Annotated in this window: 7 protein-coding genes; 6 read left to right on the forward strand and 1 reads right to left on the reverse strand. The window is 34.9% G+C overall.

The annotated features are described in order from the left end of the window. Positions 1 to 8: 8 nt before the first annotated feature. From LBP67_09360 to LBP67_09380, 5 genes are all read left to right on the forward strand, one after another. Complete coding sequence (locus tag LBP67_09360) at positions 9 to 962, forward strand: hypothetical protein (protein ID MDR2085186.1); 954 nt, start codon at positions 9 to 11, stop codon at positions 960 to 962. 166 nt (positions 963 to 1128) lie between these two features. Then, positions 1129 to 10149, forward strand: coding sequence for a PKD domain-containing protein (locus LBP67_09365; protein ID MDR2085187.1), 9021 nt, complete (start codon positions 1129 to 1131; stop codon positions 10147 to 10149). A 36-nt stretch (positions 10150 to 10185) separates the two neighbouring features. Continuing rightward, positions 10186 to 11658: an OmpA family protein gene (locus LBP67_09370; protein MDR2085188.1), complete on the forward strand. Its 1473-nt coding sequence runs from the start codon at positions 10186 to 10188 to the stop codon at positions 11656 to 11658. A 259-nt stretch (positions 11659 to 11917) separates the two neighbouring features. After that, positions 11918 to 13066 carry an aminotransferase class I/II-fold pyridoxal phosphate-dependent enzyme gene (locus LBP67_09375; protein ID MDR2085189.1) on the forward strand — a complete coding sequence of 383 codons (1149 nt, stop codon included), beginning with the start codon at positions 11918 to 11920 and terminating at the stop codon, positions 13064 to 13066. Positions 13067 to 13284: 218 nt separating this feature from the next. Further along, positions 13285 to 14400 carry an ATP-binding protein gene (locus LBP67_09380; GenBank protein MDR2085190.1) on the forward strand — a complete coding sequence of 372 codons (1116 nt, stop codon included), beginning with the start codon at positions 13285 to 13287 and terminating at the stop codon, positions 14398 to 14400. 4 nt (positions 14401 to 14404) lie between these two features. On the opposite strand, the gene LBP67_09385 is transcribed toward LBP67_09380, so the two are convergent. After that, on the reverse strand, positions 14405 to 16174 hold the full coding sequence (locus LBP67_09385; protein MDR2085191.1) for a hypothetical protein: 1770 nt from the start codon (positions 16172 to 16174) through the stop codon (positions 14405 to 14407). A gap of 184 nt (positions 16175 to 16358) precedes the next feature. Between LBP67_09385 and LBP67_09390 the strand changes: the two genes are divergently transcribed. Then, positions 16359 to 19910: a T9SS type A sorting domain-containing protein gene (locus LBP67_09390; protein ID MDR2085192.1), complete on the forward strand. Its 3552-nt coding sequence runs from the start codon at positions 16359 to 16361 to the stop codon at positions 19908 to 19910. Positions 19911 to 20096: the final 186 nt, after the last annotated feature.

The following is a 20096-nucleotide window of genomic DNA, read 5'->3' on the forward strand; positions in this document are numbered from 1 at the left end:
AAAGGAAAATGAAAAAATTAGTACTATTTAAAAGGTTAATGTTTCTGATTGTTTTATTTCTTGTTGTGGGAGATGTATTTTCACAAGATTGTGATTTTACTATTACCGCAAATACACAACCAATGTCTTGTCCTGGTAATGGACAAATTATGGTTAATGTAAGTAATATGACAGGAGATTTTAGTGACTTCAGATATTCTCTAAGTTCCGCAACAGTAAATATTAACAATTCTACAAGTAATGTTTTTAATGGCTTATCTGCCGGCACTTACAAAGTTGTGGTTAATGCTATTTGTACTTCTTCCGGAAATATTATTGTTTCAAAGACGTTACAAGATGTAGTTATTAATTCAACTTATGTTACGCCGGATTTGGGATTGGTACAGGGAGATTTTACTTCTTCGCACCAATATGGAACAGTCCCCAGTTTTATGTGTTCTCCTACTGGCCAGATACAATTACGGATACAAAACGGTGTATTTCCTTATTATGTAGAGATATATAAGGACAATACTTATTTCAGAACCGATAATTTCTCCGAGCGTATGTATAGCGGAACAGCTTCCAATATGTATAATTATAAAGATTATTATACTATTGAGAATCTTCCTCCAGGAAATTATACTTTTCACGTTACCGATGGTTGCGATTACTCGCTCCCGTTTGTTACTGGAAGTGTTTCGAGCTTGAGCGATACATATCCTTTGAATAGCGCCTATATTTTTCGCGATCCGCCTCAAATATCGGATAATATAGTCAGATTTTCAATATTACAAGGAATTAGTAGCAACAATAGTTATTATTATTATGGTTATACACAAGCTCAGGGAATTGCAAGCTGGTGGGAATATTGTGTAAGTACAGACGGAGGAAATACGTTTTCCGTATGGAGTGATGTGTCTGCCGATGGGATTGTACAACAAACTTTAAATATGCCTAAGTTATTGCGGTTTATATGGTAAATCGATACAACTAAAGGTCAGAGATAAAATATGTCAAAAAGAATATACTAAAAATTTTTCTATAAATCAGCCTACTGTTAATTCAGCGTATTCGTATACTACAGACAGTTCGCAAACTACTCCTGCCTCTTATGATGCTTGTGGATATACTGCTCAAAAAAGTATATTGAATCAACACACGTCGTCTTTTACTCAGCAAACGAACAATTATAAAGCTAATCAGTTGAGTAATAGCTCTGCGGATTTTTATTATACACCACCGTTAAGTATTCTGGTTGTGGATAATGGGACAGGACAGGTGATAAGTCAGACAACTCAAACTAAAGCTTCATACAATTGGCGGCAAGATGTGGCTGTTACACCTGATATGGATGGGAAAAACATCAATATAACTGTTACTGATAAAAATGGTTGTGTTATTAGTAATCGCAACCAGTTATTCGATTATGTTGAAAGAACCACTACCAATGGAGGTACTAGATATAATACAAATTGGCAAATCAATTCGAGTGCTCAAACAGGCGATAATTGTGGCGATTATGACCGGAAAATCAGCATTGTCAGAAAAAACCCGAGCAATGATTTTTTAGATAGTACCTATATCCATTTGGTACAAAGTCCCCAGAATAATAAATATAATTTTTCGGCACTTTATTTGGCAGCTTCTAACCAGTGGGTTATAAATAAAGAAAATCCGATCAACACTGCTAATATTTATGCAAGTTCGGATGCGGCAAATAATTTGACGATAGCGGCTCCCGACTTGATAAGCGGTACTTATGTTTTTGAAATGACAACACAATGTAAGAAAGAAACAATAACGAAAAGTTTTACTTTTCCGAATTTCTTATCCGTTTCTGAAGAACCGAAATATAATATCATTACTAATTGCGGATTTTTAGATATAATTCCTGTTGCCGGACAAATTCAGTCTGATGGACAGAATACAACTACTTATTTTGCAGTTATAGCAGGAGAACCGGGCGGATACTCTTCCGCACCTGTTACTAAAGGCGGTAAATTAGAATTAACAATACATGGGGAATATACTATCAGAATGTACTCAAGTATTAATAGTTCCAGCGTTTGTGGTATCCATGATACAACGATTATTTTCGAAGCGTCCAATATCGAATTTAATTATCTGACAGCTTATGTATGTAGTCCGGCCGACACAAAAGCGCATGTAAATGCCAGAGGAAAATCCGGAAAAAGACCATACACTTATAGCCTTTATAAAGATATCAACGAAACAATCCTATTAGCTTCCGATACCATAGGAGATTTTTCCGAAGTGGATGCAGTTATGGGCGATATACTATATATGAAAATTGAAGATGTTTGCGGTGCAAGTTTCGTTTCTTCTATTGATGTTATAGATTTGGAATCTTTAAGAAAAGCATGGTTTGGAAACAATGGATTAAAAGAGTTGAGCATTTGTGAAGGAAGTACTATCTATTTAAGAGGTATATCATTAGGAGATGTTACATATTCTTGGACCGGCCCGAACGGATTCGCGGACACATTACAAAATACCCAACTTACGATCCTTCGCGGAACTGCAAATGAGGGATGGTATTATTTGAACGTAAACAATTCTTTTTGTCCGACAGTAGTGGATAGTGTTCACTTGCTTATCATGCAATCTCCATCTGTTACTATTATGGATAATGCAGCTATTTGTCCGGGCACCGAATATACTGTAAAACTGAAAGCTCACGGTGACGCACCTATCAATTATACAGTAGTAACTGAGATTAATTCGATTAAAACAGAAATACCGTTTACTAATGTGGCTGATGGACAAGAAGATGAACTAAAGGTGTCTCCTCTGTCCACCATGAAAATATGGGTAAAAGAAGTAAATGACAGTCAGTGCTCGTATGAGATTCCCGAAGACACAATTACTATTAATATTAAATCTATATCATCTAGTTGTAATATAACGGCTTCTATGCAGGAAATGTGTTATGATGAAACCGCACAACTTACCGTAAGCTCCACATTAGATATACCATATACAATTAACTGGTATAGTGACATCGCTTTAACCAACATGGTAAAATCTGAGCCCATTACTGTATTAGGACAACAATCAACATTGAGTATTCCTAATGTAAAAAGAGATACGATATTTTATGTCACAGCAAGCAATGATGCCTATTGTGAATATAAACCCGGTATTACTGTTGGTAGTGTTAATATGAGTAATAACATTACTACCATAAATTGTGGAGAAGGTATTAATTTTTATGATACCGGAGGCCCTGACGGAAATTATAAAAACAATGAAGATTTAGTTCAGACATTTGTTTCTACCGCCAATGGTTCCCCTGTAAATATTACGTTTAGTTCTTTTATAACGGAAGATGCCAATTATGATAAGATGTATATTTATGATGGTGGAAGTATCAATTCGCCTGTATTGGCTTCTCAGTTAGGAGGTGATTTAAGTGCCAATTTACCCGGTCCTTTTGTTTCTACAGGCGATAGTCTTACCATATTATTTGTATCCAACTTCAATAATTCTTTTGCCGGATGGAATGCCGTGGTAGGTGTCGAAAACAAACCTGTCGAAGTAATAGCTGAGGTATTGGATTCTATTAAAGTAACTATTACCTCAAGCCAACCATTGCCTATCCATTACATTGGATCAACTGTTTTGAGCGCCAACGCTTCCGGAGCACATGGTACATACAACTACAGATGGTACACCAGTACAAACGGTACGGATTTTATATTGGATGCTCAGGCTACTACTTCCGATTATGAAGTTACTAATCTTACCATTCCTACCTACTACAAAGTATTAGTAAACGATAATAATATCAATGCATGCGCAGATGAAGCCGAAGCAGTTATTTTCTTGAATGCGGCCGATATTAACTTAACATTGAGTCTGTTGACTCCGGCGCAAAATATTTGTCCGGATGAATTTCCGATAACATTAAGGGTAAATAACAATGGTACGCAGGATGCAACTAATGTGGTAATCAAAATATTGTTGCCTAACAATATATCAAGAGAAGGTTCACATAACCTTGAAGTTGCTTTTCAGACAATTGCAGCTAATAGTTACGAAGAGTTGGAAATAAATCAGCTGAATATAATTCCTTCTATAAAAGTAAATGAAGCACAAATAAAAGGACAGATATGGTCTTGCGACCAGGGCGATAACAATGTCAATACTGTATATGGCGATTGGGACTGGCAAAGAGAACCTAACGAAGCTGATGAAAATATACTTTTGATTGATATAAACCGCGTGGTTACCAACAACGATATTGTTGCTTTAAATGATACTGTATGTTATGGTGATAATGCCGTATTAGAAGCAAGTACTACGTTTAAATATCCGCAAACTTTTATGTGGTTCAGTGATTCTATCGGAACCGAAATGATAGCTGAGCAAACATTATTAGAAGCGTCTCAGAGTCCTGCTAATCTTACTATTCCGGCTTTGATGAGCGATACTACCGTATATGTTACTTTTTATAATGATAGTATTTGCCGTTACACGATAATAGATAAAGAGTATAGCTATAATATATTTATGTTGGATGGGAAATCCGATATTGCAATTGATGAAATAGTTTCATTTTTTGATTCGGGCGGGCCAATCGAAAATTATGGTATAACGGAAAATTATACTTATACAATTGTATCTCCTTCAGGTGATCCGATTATTGTTAAATTCAAGTCGTTTGAAATCAACGAAGCTACTAACGAAATATTGAATTTGTATGATGGTAACAGTACAAACGCACCTTTGTTAGTATCACTAACAGGTACTCCTGCCATGCCGGCAACATATACAACTACTGGAAATAGCTTAACATTCAACTTTCAATCTAATGATGAACCTTTGAGTGGTTGGGAAGCCGAAATCAGTACAGTACAAAAATTAAAGCCCGTAAAAGCGTTTGTTAAATCTTTTGCAGATCCCGCTGCTGTTACGGTTACTTCGACTACCATTTGTCCTGACGCTACTGCAGACTTGATAGCTTCATCGACTTTAGATTATCCGCAAACTTTTGTATGGTATTCAGACAGTATCCTTACCAATATCGTATATAGCGAAATTGTTGATGGTATAAATAAAACATATTCGACATTCACATTGTCTAATCAAACTATAGATACTGCCTATTATGTAACGGTAGGAAATAATATGTTTTGCAATCTTACTAATGTAGGCCTTGATCCTACAGGTTACAAACCACGTAAGGCAACAATAACCATAACACAGCCTGTTGTGAGTATAACTGGAGCCGACGAGCTTTGTGTAGGAGCCTTTACCACACTATCGCCAACAACCGGCGGAACATGGGCAAGTAGCGATGCAATCATTGCTACGGTAACAAATGATGGTGTAGTAACCGGAGTAAGTGCAGGTGATGTAAGATTTACTTTTACAGACAATACTACAGGTTGTACTAACATAACAGATATTGTCAGGATAAACGCATTACCGACTATTAATGTTATAAACATAGCTATTTGTTATAATGATGATGTTGATCTTACAACAGCTGTATCAGTACAGCCTGGAATCAATGCCTTATTCTTTACAGATGCTGCAGCTTCAATTCCTGTTGGAGATCCGACACAAGTTAAGGATATAAAAAACAACACGACATTTTATGTTAAAGCAGAGAATAGTACTAACTTTTGTCAAAGCAGTTTACAATCGTTCAATGTAATTGTAAACCCGTTGCCTACATTAAGTGTACAAAACATAGCTATATGTATGTTTTCAGATGCCGATCTTACTATGGCTGTAAGCAATGTGGTTGCAGATACATTGTTATTTTATTCGGATCAATTAGGAACTGTGCCGGTAATAACACCGAATGCTGTAAATGGGATTCTATCCGATGAAGTGTTTTATGTAAAAGGATTGAATAAATCTACTGGTTGTACAAGTAATATGTTGTCTTTTAACGTTATAGTAAACGGCGCTCCGTCAATTACTTTGTTGAGCAATAATACACCGGTTTGCGAAGGAGGTTTCATAAATATAGAATATGAATTAGAGAATGTAAGCGGAGCTGTTGTGACCGGATTACCACCGGGAGTTCAAACAAATGCTACGGCAACACTATTGACTATTTCCGGTACTCCTACAATAGCAGGAACTTATTACTATACCATAACAACAATCGGGCAAGCTACTTCTTGTGACCCGGCTACACTACAGGCTTCCGTTATTGTACATCCGAATCCGGCCGCTTCATTTTCTTATCAAATAGAAGCGAATCCTTTATCTATAACTTTTGCAGATCAATCAACAGTTTCATCAGGAAGTATTGTTAGTTGGGAATGGGATATGGGCAATCTTTTTCAGTTCGCAGGAGACGGTAGCCCGTTTACTTATGGATATACAACTGTCGGAATTTACAATGTAACATTAAAAGTAACGACAGATAATGGATGTAGCGCATCAATTACACAAACATTACATACTGATGCCAATGTTAAACCGGGCTTTGATATTGATGTTGAAAATCAATGTATAAGCAATAACCGTTTTGTGTTTTCTAATACTTCTGTTATTCATGGAACAACGGAAGTAGAATATTTATGGGACTTTGGCGATGGAATAACAAGTTCAAATGTTAATCCTGTACATTCTTATACCAATCCCGGATCATATCCTGTATTATTAACAGTTACTACTGACAAAAATACGATTAGCGAGTCTGTGCAATCAATATCAAAAATTGTGAATGTAAGACCGGAACCGCCGGTATGGGTAGAAGATTTAGAAATTTGCCTGGGCGAGAGTGTTGACCTTACTACTGCATTACTTCCTATTTCAGGTACAACTGTTTCTTATTACAGGGATGCTGTCGGAACAATTCTTGTTTCAGACCCAACAAACGTAATAGATGTGGAGTCTACAACTTTCTTTTATGTAAAACTGTTGTATAACGTGACCGGTTGTGAAAGTCCGCTTACAGGGTTCAGGGTAAAAGTAAATTCTGTACCTGACTTAGAAGTGCAGGATATCTTTGTTTGCCTCGGCAATAATGCAGTAGATATTACACCTGCAATAGTATCTTATTCGGCCGGAAGCACACTTCAGTTCTATAGAGACGCTGAGGGTACCCAGCTGATTATGTCTCCTCAATCTGTAAGCGAAGTTACAGCTATTTCTCCATTTTGGGTAAAAGCGGTATATCCGAATGGTTGTGAAAGCGAAATGAAACTATTTATGGCAAAAGTTACAGTGTTACCTTTTGTTGAAGTAAAAAATATAAATGTTTGTACGGGAGGTGAGGTCGACCTGAATTCGGCGGTAACTATTTATGAAGGAAGTTATGTTCAGTTTTATGAGGATATTAACGGCACTAATCCCGTTTCATCTGTTGTGACCGTAACTAATAGTCCGGCAACCTATTATGCAAGAGCAATATATACCATAACAGGTTGTGAAGGAGAAATGGAATCATTTGTTGTAACCACCAATCCGGTTCCGGATGTCATTATTGGAAATTTTGTATATTGCCATGGTGAAAGCGTACCTGAATATACCTTTACGGGTTCCGTTACAGGAAATAATTTTAACTGGAAAAGGGTTGTAGGTCATGATTTAGGTCTGACAGAAATAACAGGTACAAATGTGATTCCTGCATTTACAGCTCAAAATACCGGTGTATATCCATTAGAGGCTATTTATGAAGTAACCCCGGTGTATACTGAAAATGGTGTTAGTTGCGAAGGCGCATCAGAATATTTTATGATTATTGTTAATCCGATTCCTGTACTGGCTCCTGTGGTAGATATGGTACATTGTTACGGAACAGAAGTTGAGCCGTATTTGTTTACGAGCAATATTCCTGATGCCGATTATAAATGGAAGCGGGTAGGAGGAGATGTAATTTCTTTGATTCCTGAAAACGGAGAGAATTTTATGCCAGGGTTTACGGCGATGCTCAATAACGGCACTGCACTTACAGCACAATATAAAGTAACTGCCGACTTCAGCTATGCTAATAAAACATGTAATAATGGAGATACTATAACCTTCAATATTACTTTGTTACCCGAAATAAAGGTTAATATAACCAATGCAGACCAAACCGTTTGTTCCGGTACTGCTATACAAGATATTGTCTTTGGTTCAAATGTTCCGACTAACAATGTTACATTCCGTTGGGAAAGAATTTCCGGAGTTTTACCGGGAATGGTTACATCCGGCACCGGTAGTATTGCCGCACAAATATTTACCAATACCGGTAGTACATCCGTAACCGCCTTATATTTAGTAACACCAATATATCATTACAATGGTGTAAATTGCGAAGGCATACCCGAAACATTCTCAATCACGGTCATGCCGGAAATACAGATAACAGCTATTCCAGATTTCACCTTCTGTTCCGGAGAACAAGTTCCATTGTATGTATTAGGAAATAATCCGTCTGTTAACTATTCCTGGCAAAACGATAATGGTATCGAAGTCGGATTACCGGACTCTGGAACAGGCAACTTACCCGCCTTTACCGCAACCAATGCTGGCGACGAAGCGATAACTGCAATTTACCGCATAACCGCTTCAACTGTACTGAATAATGTAACGTGCGAAGAAGAGGTTTATGTTTCAATAACAGTAAATCCCGTCCAATTAGTAGATGCGGTATCAAGTATAACATTATGTAACAATGAACTTCTGGAAATTATCTTTACGGGAAGCGCAGATGATTATGAATGGGAAAGAATCGGCGGCACTAATATAGGCATTCCGCTTCAGGGTACAGGAAATATTATAGATATTGCGGTTGTGAATATTACGTCATCACCTATAACAGCAACCTACCGGGTAAGACCTGTAGGAACTTGTCCTGGCAACGAAGTGATTTTCGACATTACGGTTATATCTACTCCAGTACTAAATAATTTACCCGTAGATATTGTTCATATTTGTTCAGGATCTACTTTCGATTATATTGCATCAAGCAATACTAATAATGTAATATTTAGTTGGATAAGAGATGCTAATCCTGATATAAATAACGGCGTGGCGGCTTCGGGAAATAATGCTCACATAAATGAAGTGCTTATCAATACCTCGACAAATCCGGTTGTTGTTAATTATCAAATTATGTTAGAAGTCAGTTCGTGTGCACCTGTAGTTGAAAATATAGCAATTACAGTTCATCCGGCACCGGAAATAGATATTAATTATTCGCACATGTTTTGTACAGGCGCGTTTTCGGTGATAATACCTTATGTTACAACAAATAATCCTACGGATTATAAGCTGATATTTTCGGATGTTGCCATTGCGGCAGGATTTGCAAATATAGCAGACTTCACAACTTTACCACCGGATGAAATAATAATACCTGTACCGGAATTTGTGGCAGAGGGTAATTATTCTGGAATAATAACAGTGAAGAAAGGTGATTGTACTCGCGAATATCCTTTTGAAATCAGAGCAGTAAATTCATTTTATATTATTGAACAACCTAAGTCGTTACAAAACTTATGTTCCGGTTCTTCGGAATTCGAACTAACCGTTCTAACAAACAAAGAGAACTTGACATATCAATGGTACCATAATGGTCAGGCAATATCGGATGCAACTTCCAATACATATATTGCTGAGTTTGGTTCGGCAACGGCGGGAGAGTATTATGTTGAGATCAGTAATGTTTGTATTACTTTAACAAGTGATGTGGTATTTGTAACGGAAAATCCGGTTACTATTGAACACGAATGGGACAACGTGATTTATGTGAAAGACTATGATCATCATTTCGTAAGATTCCAATGGTATAAAGACGGTTATCCTGTAAATGTTAATGGATTTGCTCAATATTATGGGGAAGAACAAGGACTTGATGGTACATATTATGCAAGATGTTATTATGAAGATGGTTCGTACATCGAAACTTGTCCGGTAACAATTATTAAAACCAAAACTCCAATTGAGGTTAAATTGTACCCTAATCCTTCCTCTGCAGGTTCTACATTTTATGTGTCGATAGATAATAAAGAATTAGAATTGGATTCTGTTGAAACTTATATAGAAATAATAAATATGTTGGGACAAGTTGTAACTAAAACTCGTGCTATTGGATCTGTAATAGAGGCAAAAGCTCCTTTAGTATCAGGCACTTATATTGTCCGTGTTTATAACAATACACAAAATATTACTCAACGTATGATTGTTAAATAATAATTTATCACCCTTGATAATAAAAAAATAAAATATATGAAAAAAATTAGTTTTATAGTTATATTGATAATGTGCTCTGTACTAACAGTTAATGCACAGCAAAAAGGTTCTTATTTAAATGTTCAAGCAGGTATAGGCCCAAGCGGTTTAAATTACGACCTTAAAGGAGCTACTTCTAATGGAGATAATCAATTGAAAGTTGGGGCAAATGCTCTGATCGGTTATTCATACTTTTTTAACCGTCATTGGGGATTAGGAACGGGTGTAGGGTTCTCATGCTTTAATAGCAGAGGATTATATAAAAATGATTTTTCCGATGCCGATTATTTTAACCTTGGAAATCAGATAGGCAATAATAATGGTAATGACAATGAATATGAACTGAGAGCTCGGCTTGCACATTGGGAAGAAAAACAATCGGTTTATACTTTAGACATTCCGTTAATGATACAATACCAATATAAGTTTGGCGATAAAGAAGGATGGGGAATATATTTTGGTATAGGAGTTAAATTGCATATTCCTTTAAAATCGGAATATGAAGTGATAGACTCTGATTATTCAAATGACGGCAGGTTAAATGTATCCGGATTATTTCACGATTCTAATATCGACTACGGTTCACCTTCCAACTATTCTATTTCTTATCACGGATTCGGTACGATACACAATCCGAATGAAAAATTAGACTGGAACGGTGATATAGATCTCAAATTAGGAATTTCGGGTATTGCAGACCTTGGTTTCTTATTTTCATTAAGTCGTCGTATTGACCTGACCGTTGGCGGTTATCTTAATTATGGTTTCAATGACGTGAAAAAAGGAAACTCCAAACCTTTGATGGAAGCTCCCGAGCAATATCTTCCGTCTGCAGAAAATAATGTGGGTAACGGAATCACATATAATGGAATGATCAACTCGGATCGCGTAAACAAAGCCAACTTTATTTCCTACGGAGGAAAAATAGGACTAAGGATTAAACTGGGTAAAATCGAACATAAAGAAAAACTACCTGTAGAGTGTGATACTTGCTCTGCTAAAGTAGAGCTTATCGGTTTGGATAAATTGATTCAAAAACTGGATAGCTTGCCGAGACAAGAGCCGCAGATAGTTACACAATATATCGAAGCTAATGCAAAAGCTATTGAATGCCTTTCTCCTGAAGAACAGAAAATAGTGCTTCAGAAGATATATTTCGATACAAATAAGTCATTCTTGAGCCAAGAAAGTAAAAACGTATTGGATCAGATCGCAGACATACTGAAAGCTCATCAGAATATTGATTTGAAAATATTTGGTAATACGGATGATGTTGCTAACGATCAAATCAATATTCCGCTCGGATTAAGAAGGGCACAAGCAGCGAGAGATTATTTGGTAACAAAGGGAATTGCTAAGGAACGCATGTCAACTTATACCCAATCGAGCTATACGCCTGTTGTGCCGAACACAGATGCTCACAACAGAAGTTTGAACCGCAGCGCTGAATTTGTTGTAGTAATGGAATAAGAATAAGCTTGTATATAAGAACTTAAGTTGTTTAAAAAATAGAAAATATTATTCTGAGTATTGGAAAGCTAATTTTCCAATACTCAGAATTGTTCTTATAAAAATTATATTTATATATTTGCAGCTGATTTCCCTTTAGAAAGTCACTGTTTCTAAATTATGAAAATCAGGATGTGTTTTGATAAAATATTTCAATTTTTCTGTTTGCAAAGCAACAAAAGTTATTCTTAATAACTTTTGAAATAAATATAGTAATTATATGGTAAAGAACAAAATCCATCTTTCCCTTGCCCACATGTCGGGTAATGAACAAAAATACATAAATGATGCATTTGATTCCAATTGGGTTGTCCCATTAGGACCGAATGTAAATGGTTTTGAAAAAGACTTGGAAGATTTCCTGGGCGGGGATAAAAATGTTGTTGCTCTTAGCTCAGGAACGGCGGCGCTGCATCTCTCATTAATACAACTCGGAGTGAAAGCGGGAGATGAGATTATTTGCCAGAGTTTTACATTCGCTGCATCGGCAAATCCAATTACATATCTGGGAGCAAAACCTATTTTTGTGGATAGCGAACCCGAAACTTGGAATATGTCGCCCGAATTTTTGGAAGAAGCTATATTAGATAGAAAAGTAGTTACAGGAAAATATCCTAAAGCAATTATTCCCGTTCATCTATACGGAATGCCTGCAAAAATAAAAGAACTGCAAGATATTGCCTCAAAATATCATATTCCTATTATTGAAGATGCTGCAGAAGCTTTAGGTTCTGAATACAAGGGTAAAAAATGCGGTACTTTCGGCACTTTCGGTGTTTTAAGTTTTAATGGGAATAAAATTATTACAACATCAGGAGGAGGTGCTTTGGTTTGTTCCAATGAAGAACAGAAGAAAAAAACAATGTTTCTGGCAACACAGGCGAGAGACGAAGCCCCGCATTATCAACATTCCGAAATAGGTTATAATTATCGTCTAAGTAATATTTGTGCGGGAATCGGCAGAGGACAAATGGAAGTGCTGGAACAAAGAATAGCAAGAAGAAGAGAGATAAATGCTTTTTACAGAAAAGCATTTAAAGATATAGAAGGAATCACATTTCAAACGGAACCGTCCAAAGATTTTTATTCGAATTATTGGCTTACAACTATGATAGTTAATCCAATATTAACCGGCGACATTACCCGTGAAAACATTCGTTTGGCATGTGAAGCCGCAAACATAGAAACACGACCGCTTTGGAAACCGATGCATTTACAACCTGTTTTTGCTGATGCACCGTTTTATGGTAACGGCACAAGCGAAAAATTATTTGCCAACGGCTTGTGTTTACCTTCCGGAACGAGTTTAACTGAAAAAGAATTAGATGAGGTAAAGAAAGTTGTGATTAGAAGTTTGAGAATTCAATAATTCAAAATTCGAAGATTATTTTATCGATTTTATTATTGAATGAATTATTTCGGATTATTTCTTTGCAATGATAAACTAATAAATAATCAGTTAATTACTATATTAGCTAATTTTCATATTAATTTAAGGTTTATTATTCTTTTTTGCGTAATTCTTTTTTGCGTAATTGAATCTTTTTATTTAACTTTGCACCGAAATTAATATCTAAAATATAATCCATGAATCCATTTAGTTACGGTACAATAGTTAAGGGTAGCAGCTTTTATGATAGAAAGGAAGAACTTGAACGTATTGTAAATACACTGTCGGGAGGGAATAATATGGTGCTTTATGCGCCGCGCCGCTTCGGAAAAACATCTTTGGTTTTCCGGGCAATGGAAAAACTGGAGAAAAACGGATTTATATGTATTTATTTCGATTTTATGCCGGTTTTTTCAGCGGAATCTTTTGTTCGACTTTATTCTAAAGCGATAGCAGAGAAACAAACTAATCTACAGAAGTTTGCACAAATGTTTTCTTCTCTGATCAAAAATATCCGCCCCGTTTTAAGTTTCGGTCAAGATGGTTTACCGGAATTTTCAATTGATTTCGCCGGAGAAAAAGTTGATGAGGCTACTATTTCACAATTACTCGATTTGCCGGAAAAAATTGCCGGAAATAAGAGAGTTCTGGTTTTCTTTGATGAATTTCAAGAAGTTGAAAAATTGAGCAAAATAAATTTCGAAGCTCTGCTTAGAAGTAAAATACAACAGCAGGAAAAAATTAATTATTTATTTTTCGGTAGTAAAACCCATTTGCTAAAAGAGATGTTCGGCGACAAAAAGAGAGCGTTTTATAATGCTGCGTCGCAAATGAGTATCGGAGGACTTCCGGAAGAAGATACAATCGCATATCTGCAACAAAAATTCGCAACTTCAAATATAACAATTCATGAGAAAGAAGCATTATATATAATCTCGATAAGTTCGAATATTCCTCATTATATTCAAATGCTTGCGGCGGAAATATGGCAATATATGATAAACAACTTAAATGTAGTTACAAATGAGATTATTGATGCCTGCGTCAATCGTTTGGTCGAACTTAAAAGCGATTATTATATGGAGTTGTTCAATCGGCAATCGAACAGTAAAAAAAAATTATTGCAAGCGCTTACAAAAAGTGGAGAAAGTATATTTTCAACAGATTATGTAAGGAAAAACAATTTGCCTGCTGTTTCTACTTTACAACGAGCTGTGTCGGAATTAATCTACGACGGAACGATTGAAAAAAATAAAGACAAATATTTCATTGCCGACCCGTTCTTCAAACTTTTTGTTGAAAAGAAGACATAAGGATTTAAAGATTTCGCACAAAATCATCCAACGATTGTTCCTTCCCCAAGTTCAATTTTTTCTTTAAATGATACCGGTTGCTGATAACGCTTTTATGGTCTATAGAAAGCATTTCAGCAATTTCTTTTGAGCGCATGCCGATGCGTATATATGCACACAAACGCAATTCATTCTCAGTAATATTGGGAAATAGTTCTTTTAATTTTTTGAAAAAACTCGGATGAACTTTTTCAAAGTGTATTTTTGATTTCTCCCAATCATTATCTCTACGTGAATAGGACGAAACAAATTTCTGCATTTCCCGCCAAATTTTATCGGAAATATCATTCGACTTATAAAAAGGTTTGAAGGTGTCAAGCATTTGTTCTAGTACTCTATTCTTTTCGATAATTAACAACTGAGTAGTTGCCATTTCTCTCTCTTTAGCCTCAACTTGTTTTTCAAGTTCGATTTTTTCCAGTTTATTAGCTATTTCCTTGTTTTTTAATTCTTGATCCAGCTGCTTGATTTTTAAGTAGTGTAATTGTTTTTTTCTATTAAGATACAGAAGAATAAAACTGATTGCAACAACTAAAAGTAAGAGTACTGCTATAACTAATAAAGAACGGGTCTGTTTTATTTGTGATTGTTGTTTGATAATCTGCATTTCTTGTTGGTAACTCATTAACTCTGTATGAGTTTTTATCTTTTGCAGTTCACTGGTTTTTTCTTGAACAGCTAAAGAATCACGAAGTCTTATAGCAGTGTTCAGATATTCATACGCTTCCTTTTCATTATTATAGCTGCTTTCAATTTCTGAAAGCAAATAATAAATATGGCTTTCGTATCGTAAAAGATTTAATTGCTGTGCGTAGGGTAAAGTCATTTTAAGAAAATAACTTGCTTTATCATAATCCTTCATTCTATAGAATAATATTCCAATGCTGTACATAACATCACATTTTCTACTTAAAAGAGGATTTGAAATTTCATTAATGTAGATATACGCTTTATTGAGATAATAATAAGCCGTATCTAAATTTCCGGATGAAGAATAGGAATTTCCGATAATCATATTAAGAAATATAGCAATAGTAGTATCATTCTGATTTTCAACAATTGTTAATTCTTCTTTAATCTGAGGTAGTACTTGTTTTCCCATTCGCAGAAGGATGCTGTACCCATTTATTCTCATTATTAATGCGGTTTTTTCGAGTTTAGCATCATTAAATATTCTTTGACAATTAATGTTGTACTCTAATGCATTTTCATCTTCACCAACGTAACTCCATAACATTGAGAGGTAATTATAGGTTAAGCCTATAAATGCAGGATCATCCGTTTCATTTAATAATTGCAATACTTCTTGTAAATACCTGTAAGCACTTACATAGTCCATTCGGGCATCAATATTCGCAGCAGCTTTAAATAACAATAATTTTGCATATTCTTTTGGGTGTTTATCCTTTGATAAAACAATCAAAGCTTCATCTATCAAATAAAAAACATGTTTGTAATTGGTTAGAGTATCTGCAAAATTTACTATCGCATCTAAATATTGTATCCGAGCATTATTTAGAGGAGAATAATTAAGATTATTTAATTGATATAACTTCTGAATTTCCTGTCTGTCTTGTTCGGAAAAACTAAAATCACCATTGTTGAAATATTGATAGTGAATTTCATTATACAAAGAATCATATAATACTTCAAAATTGGAGTACTCATTATTTGAATATGCAGAAAAATGAATAAGCCAAAATAAGAAAATTGTAATTTTGAAAGATGTTTTCATACTGATAATTAAAAACATGTTTTCGTATTAATTGCAAATATACATTTTTTTATTAATTATTTTTTCTATATCAATCTATATTTTTTCTATATCGTGTATATAAGTATATCGTTTCTGATTTTATATTTTTGCCTCCGATTCGAGAAATATATTGAATATATTGTATAAATTAAATCTATAAAAAATGAAAAAATTATTTTTACTATTAAGTTTATTTATTTCGGTTAACATTTTTGCACAGACCGAAAATTCTTTTAAATTTTCGCTTGAAGAAAAAAAGCATGAAAAAACAACATTGAAACAAAAAGATCAAATAAATAACATTTCTTCGATGCGTGAGGTAACATCATTGCCTTATGATAAAAGACAGGAAGTTATTAAAGAAATTGCGGAAAAAGGGTTAAGTGATAATAATCAACAAAAAGAAAAATCCGGAGCTTCTAAAGCTATTCATGAAAGATTAGACAGTATTATATCATACCATCCTAACGGAGCTATATATAACGGACAGTTTATTACTTATGATGATGAGTTTAGAATGATTCGCTTACTGAATTGTAACCGCGTTTCAAACTCTTGGAATACCGTTGAAGATTATATTTACGAATATGATGAAAACGGAAACCTTACTCTTTATCATACTAAAGTGCCTGAATATGGTGAGGAATCTAAAAAGGAATATACTTATAATGATTTAAACCAAATTATTGTTTATGTAAACACTTATAAATTAGGGTCAACATGGTATAATAATATGAAAGAGGAATATGATTATGACGAAGATGGCAACATGATTGATGTTATGATTTCTTATGATAATGGTGCCGGCGGATGGGCTTATGGTGAAAGGGAAGCGGCTGCTTATGATGAGTTAGGCAGACAAATTTTATGGCAATCATATTCTTGGACAGGCAGTTCTTGGTTCGGAGGTTATCAGGACGAATACACTTATGACGATTTAGGACACCAAACTTCTTATGTTATATCTTATTGGAATGGTTCAACATGGATTTATGATATGAAATATGAACATGCATATGATGGTAATAATATATTGACTCAATTGGTTGCTTTCTGGAACGGAACAAATTGGAATGGACTTCCTAATTTGGATGTTTATACTGAGAAAACGGAGTTTGCTTATGATGAATCGGATAGAGAAATAGAGCAAATTTACTATCAAATGAAAAATGCAACTACGGGCGCGTGGGTTGAAGAAGGTTCAATGTATACAGTTTGGACAGATTTAGGTAACGGTGAAACACAATCAGTAAAAACATCTTATGATGACGATATAGTTGGCGGCGGACAATATTATCAGATGGTTACAAAAAAATATAACGCAAACGGCGACCTTACTTATGAAGAAGAAGAGCATTTGGGTTGGAATTCTTATACTTTAGATACTTTCTTGTATGACGAGAATAATAATCTTATGGAAAGTAAAAGCTGGAGTCGTGAAGGTGGTATATTATTGGCCAGTCTTTATCTTAGATTTGAATATGATAATGATAATAATCCTATTTTACAAGAGAATTATTTTGGCCAAGGAACAGGCCCTAATGATTGGTTGTTAAATGCATACTTCACATTTGAATATGAAAATAATTATCGTACAAGACATCTTTTTAATTCTGTTTTATATCCTGACAATAACTGGGGCTGGGGCATTGATCTCGACTTTTCTACACCTGCTTCTACGTTAATACAATTCTACACCGCAGAATATTTCCAAGATCGTCATTATGACCATAAAATAACTCATACGTATGATTATCAAACTTCAGGAGGTAATTGGTATATTTTTGATTTTATACGTTATTATTCTGATATAGAACTTCCGGATCCATGTCCTGTTGTAACAAACTTAAACGTATCTTTTGTTTATATGGGTTCGGGTCAAGCTACACTTACATGGACTGCACCGTTAGAAGTTAATAATCCTACTTATAATGTTTATCGTAATAATGTCCTAATAGCCGGAAATTTAACAAGTGCTACTTATACCGATTCCGGTTTTACGCCCTTGTTTCTTAACGAATGGTGCGTTGAAACAATATGCCCCAACGGAGGTTCAGAGTTTGTTTGTGTTACGGGAACTTATGTGCCGCGTTATACTATTACGGCAACATCAGGCACAGGAGGAGCAATTACTCCTTCAGGTAATATTGTTGTATCCCATGGTAATGATCAAACATTTAACATTACTACGAATACTGGCTATGCAATAAGTCAAGTATTGATAGACGGTGTAAATAATCCTGAAGCGGTTAATAATGCTGAATATACTTTTAGTAATGTAGTTCAAGCTCATGCTATTTCAGTAGTATTTGCTCTTGCAGAATATACAATAACCGCATCGGCTGGAAATGGCGGAGGCATTACTCCATCAGGAAATATCGGTGTAAATCACGGACATTCTCAAACATTTACAATAACTCCTTATTCCGGATACAATATCTTACAGGTATTAGTTGACGGTGTTAATAATGCGCAGGCTGTTGCAAACGGTACTTATATTTTTGAAAATATTACTTCTAATCATACAATAGATGCACAATTTGAAGCTATTACATTTGTTGTAAATGCAAGTGTTAACGGTGGTCATGGAGCAATTTCCCCTTCAGGAGAGATTGAATTAAATTATGGCAGTTCACAAACGTTTACATTTACACCTGAAGATGGATATAAAGTGTCTTCTGTTATGATTGATGGTGTAAATAATGCAGCTGCAGTTGCAAACGGAAGTTATACTTTTAACTCGATTATTGCACATCATACGATTATTGTTTCTTTTGAAATAAAGACTTATAATATTTCAGGCAGTGCAGGTGTCGGAGGAATGATTTCACCGTCGGGAGCTATTGTTGTTGAACATGGTGCAAATCAAACTTTTACTATTACACCTAATACGGGTTATGTAATTGCTTCTGTTTTAATAGATGGGATTAATAGTCCGTCGGCAGTAGAAACGGGCAGCTATACTTTTGAACAAGTTACCGGATACCATAGTATATCGGCGCATTTTGATGTAGCAACTTATACAATCACAGCAAGTGTTGTTGGTGGTAACGGAGCTATTAACCCTTCGGGTGAAATAGAAGTTAATCACGGAAGTTCAAGATCATTTACATTTACACCGAGTACAGGTTATAAAATCGAAAGCGTATTAATTGATGGTGTTAATAATCCTAATGCAGTTGCAAATGGAAATTATAATTTTACTAATATTACCGCAGATCATACTATAACCGTTTCTTTTGAAATAAAGACTTACACAATCACAGCTATTTCAAATGGTGAAGGAACAATAGATCCGTCTGGTGATATAGAAGTTGAACACGGTACAAATCAGATGTTTAATATGGAACCTGCACAAGGTTATAAAATTAATACTTTAAAGATTGACAATACAACTGTTCAGGCTACTGATAGTTATACTTTTGAAAATATTACATCAAACCATACAATAGAAGTAACTTTTGTTGAAGATTTGGGTATTGATAATATTGAAATAGTAAAAATTAATATTTATCCGAATCCTGCTCAAAGTTATATTATTGTTGAATCTGAGAATATTATAAACAATATTCAAATTTTTGATATGATGGGAAGAATTGTTCTAAATGTAAATAATATTAGTAATATTCAAGCAACCGTAGATATTTCTCAGCTTAAAACAGGAGTTTATTCAGTTAATGTTGACAGTAAAATTTTCAAAATAATAAAGGAATAAGTATTTAAGGTTAATTTTTAGATGTAAGGATTTTAATTTCTTTACGTAAAAAAGAGGCTCATTGAAGCACGAGTGGTCGGAAGAAATACCGATCACTCTTTTTTTGTTTTGAAAAATATTGATGGATCTCCCCCACAGTAAACAATAATCATAGCAATTGCTAAATCACGGATTTCCATAGCAAAT

This window comes from Bacteroidales bacterium (assembly GCA_031276035.1).
Taxonomy (GTDB): Bacteria; Bacteroidota; Bacteroidia; order Bacteroidales; family BM520; genus RGIG7150.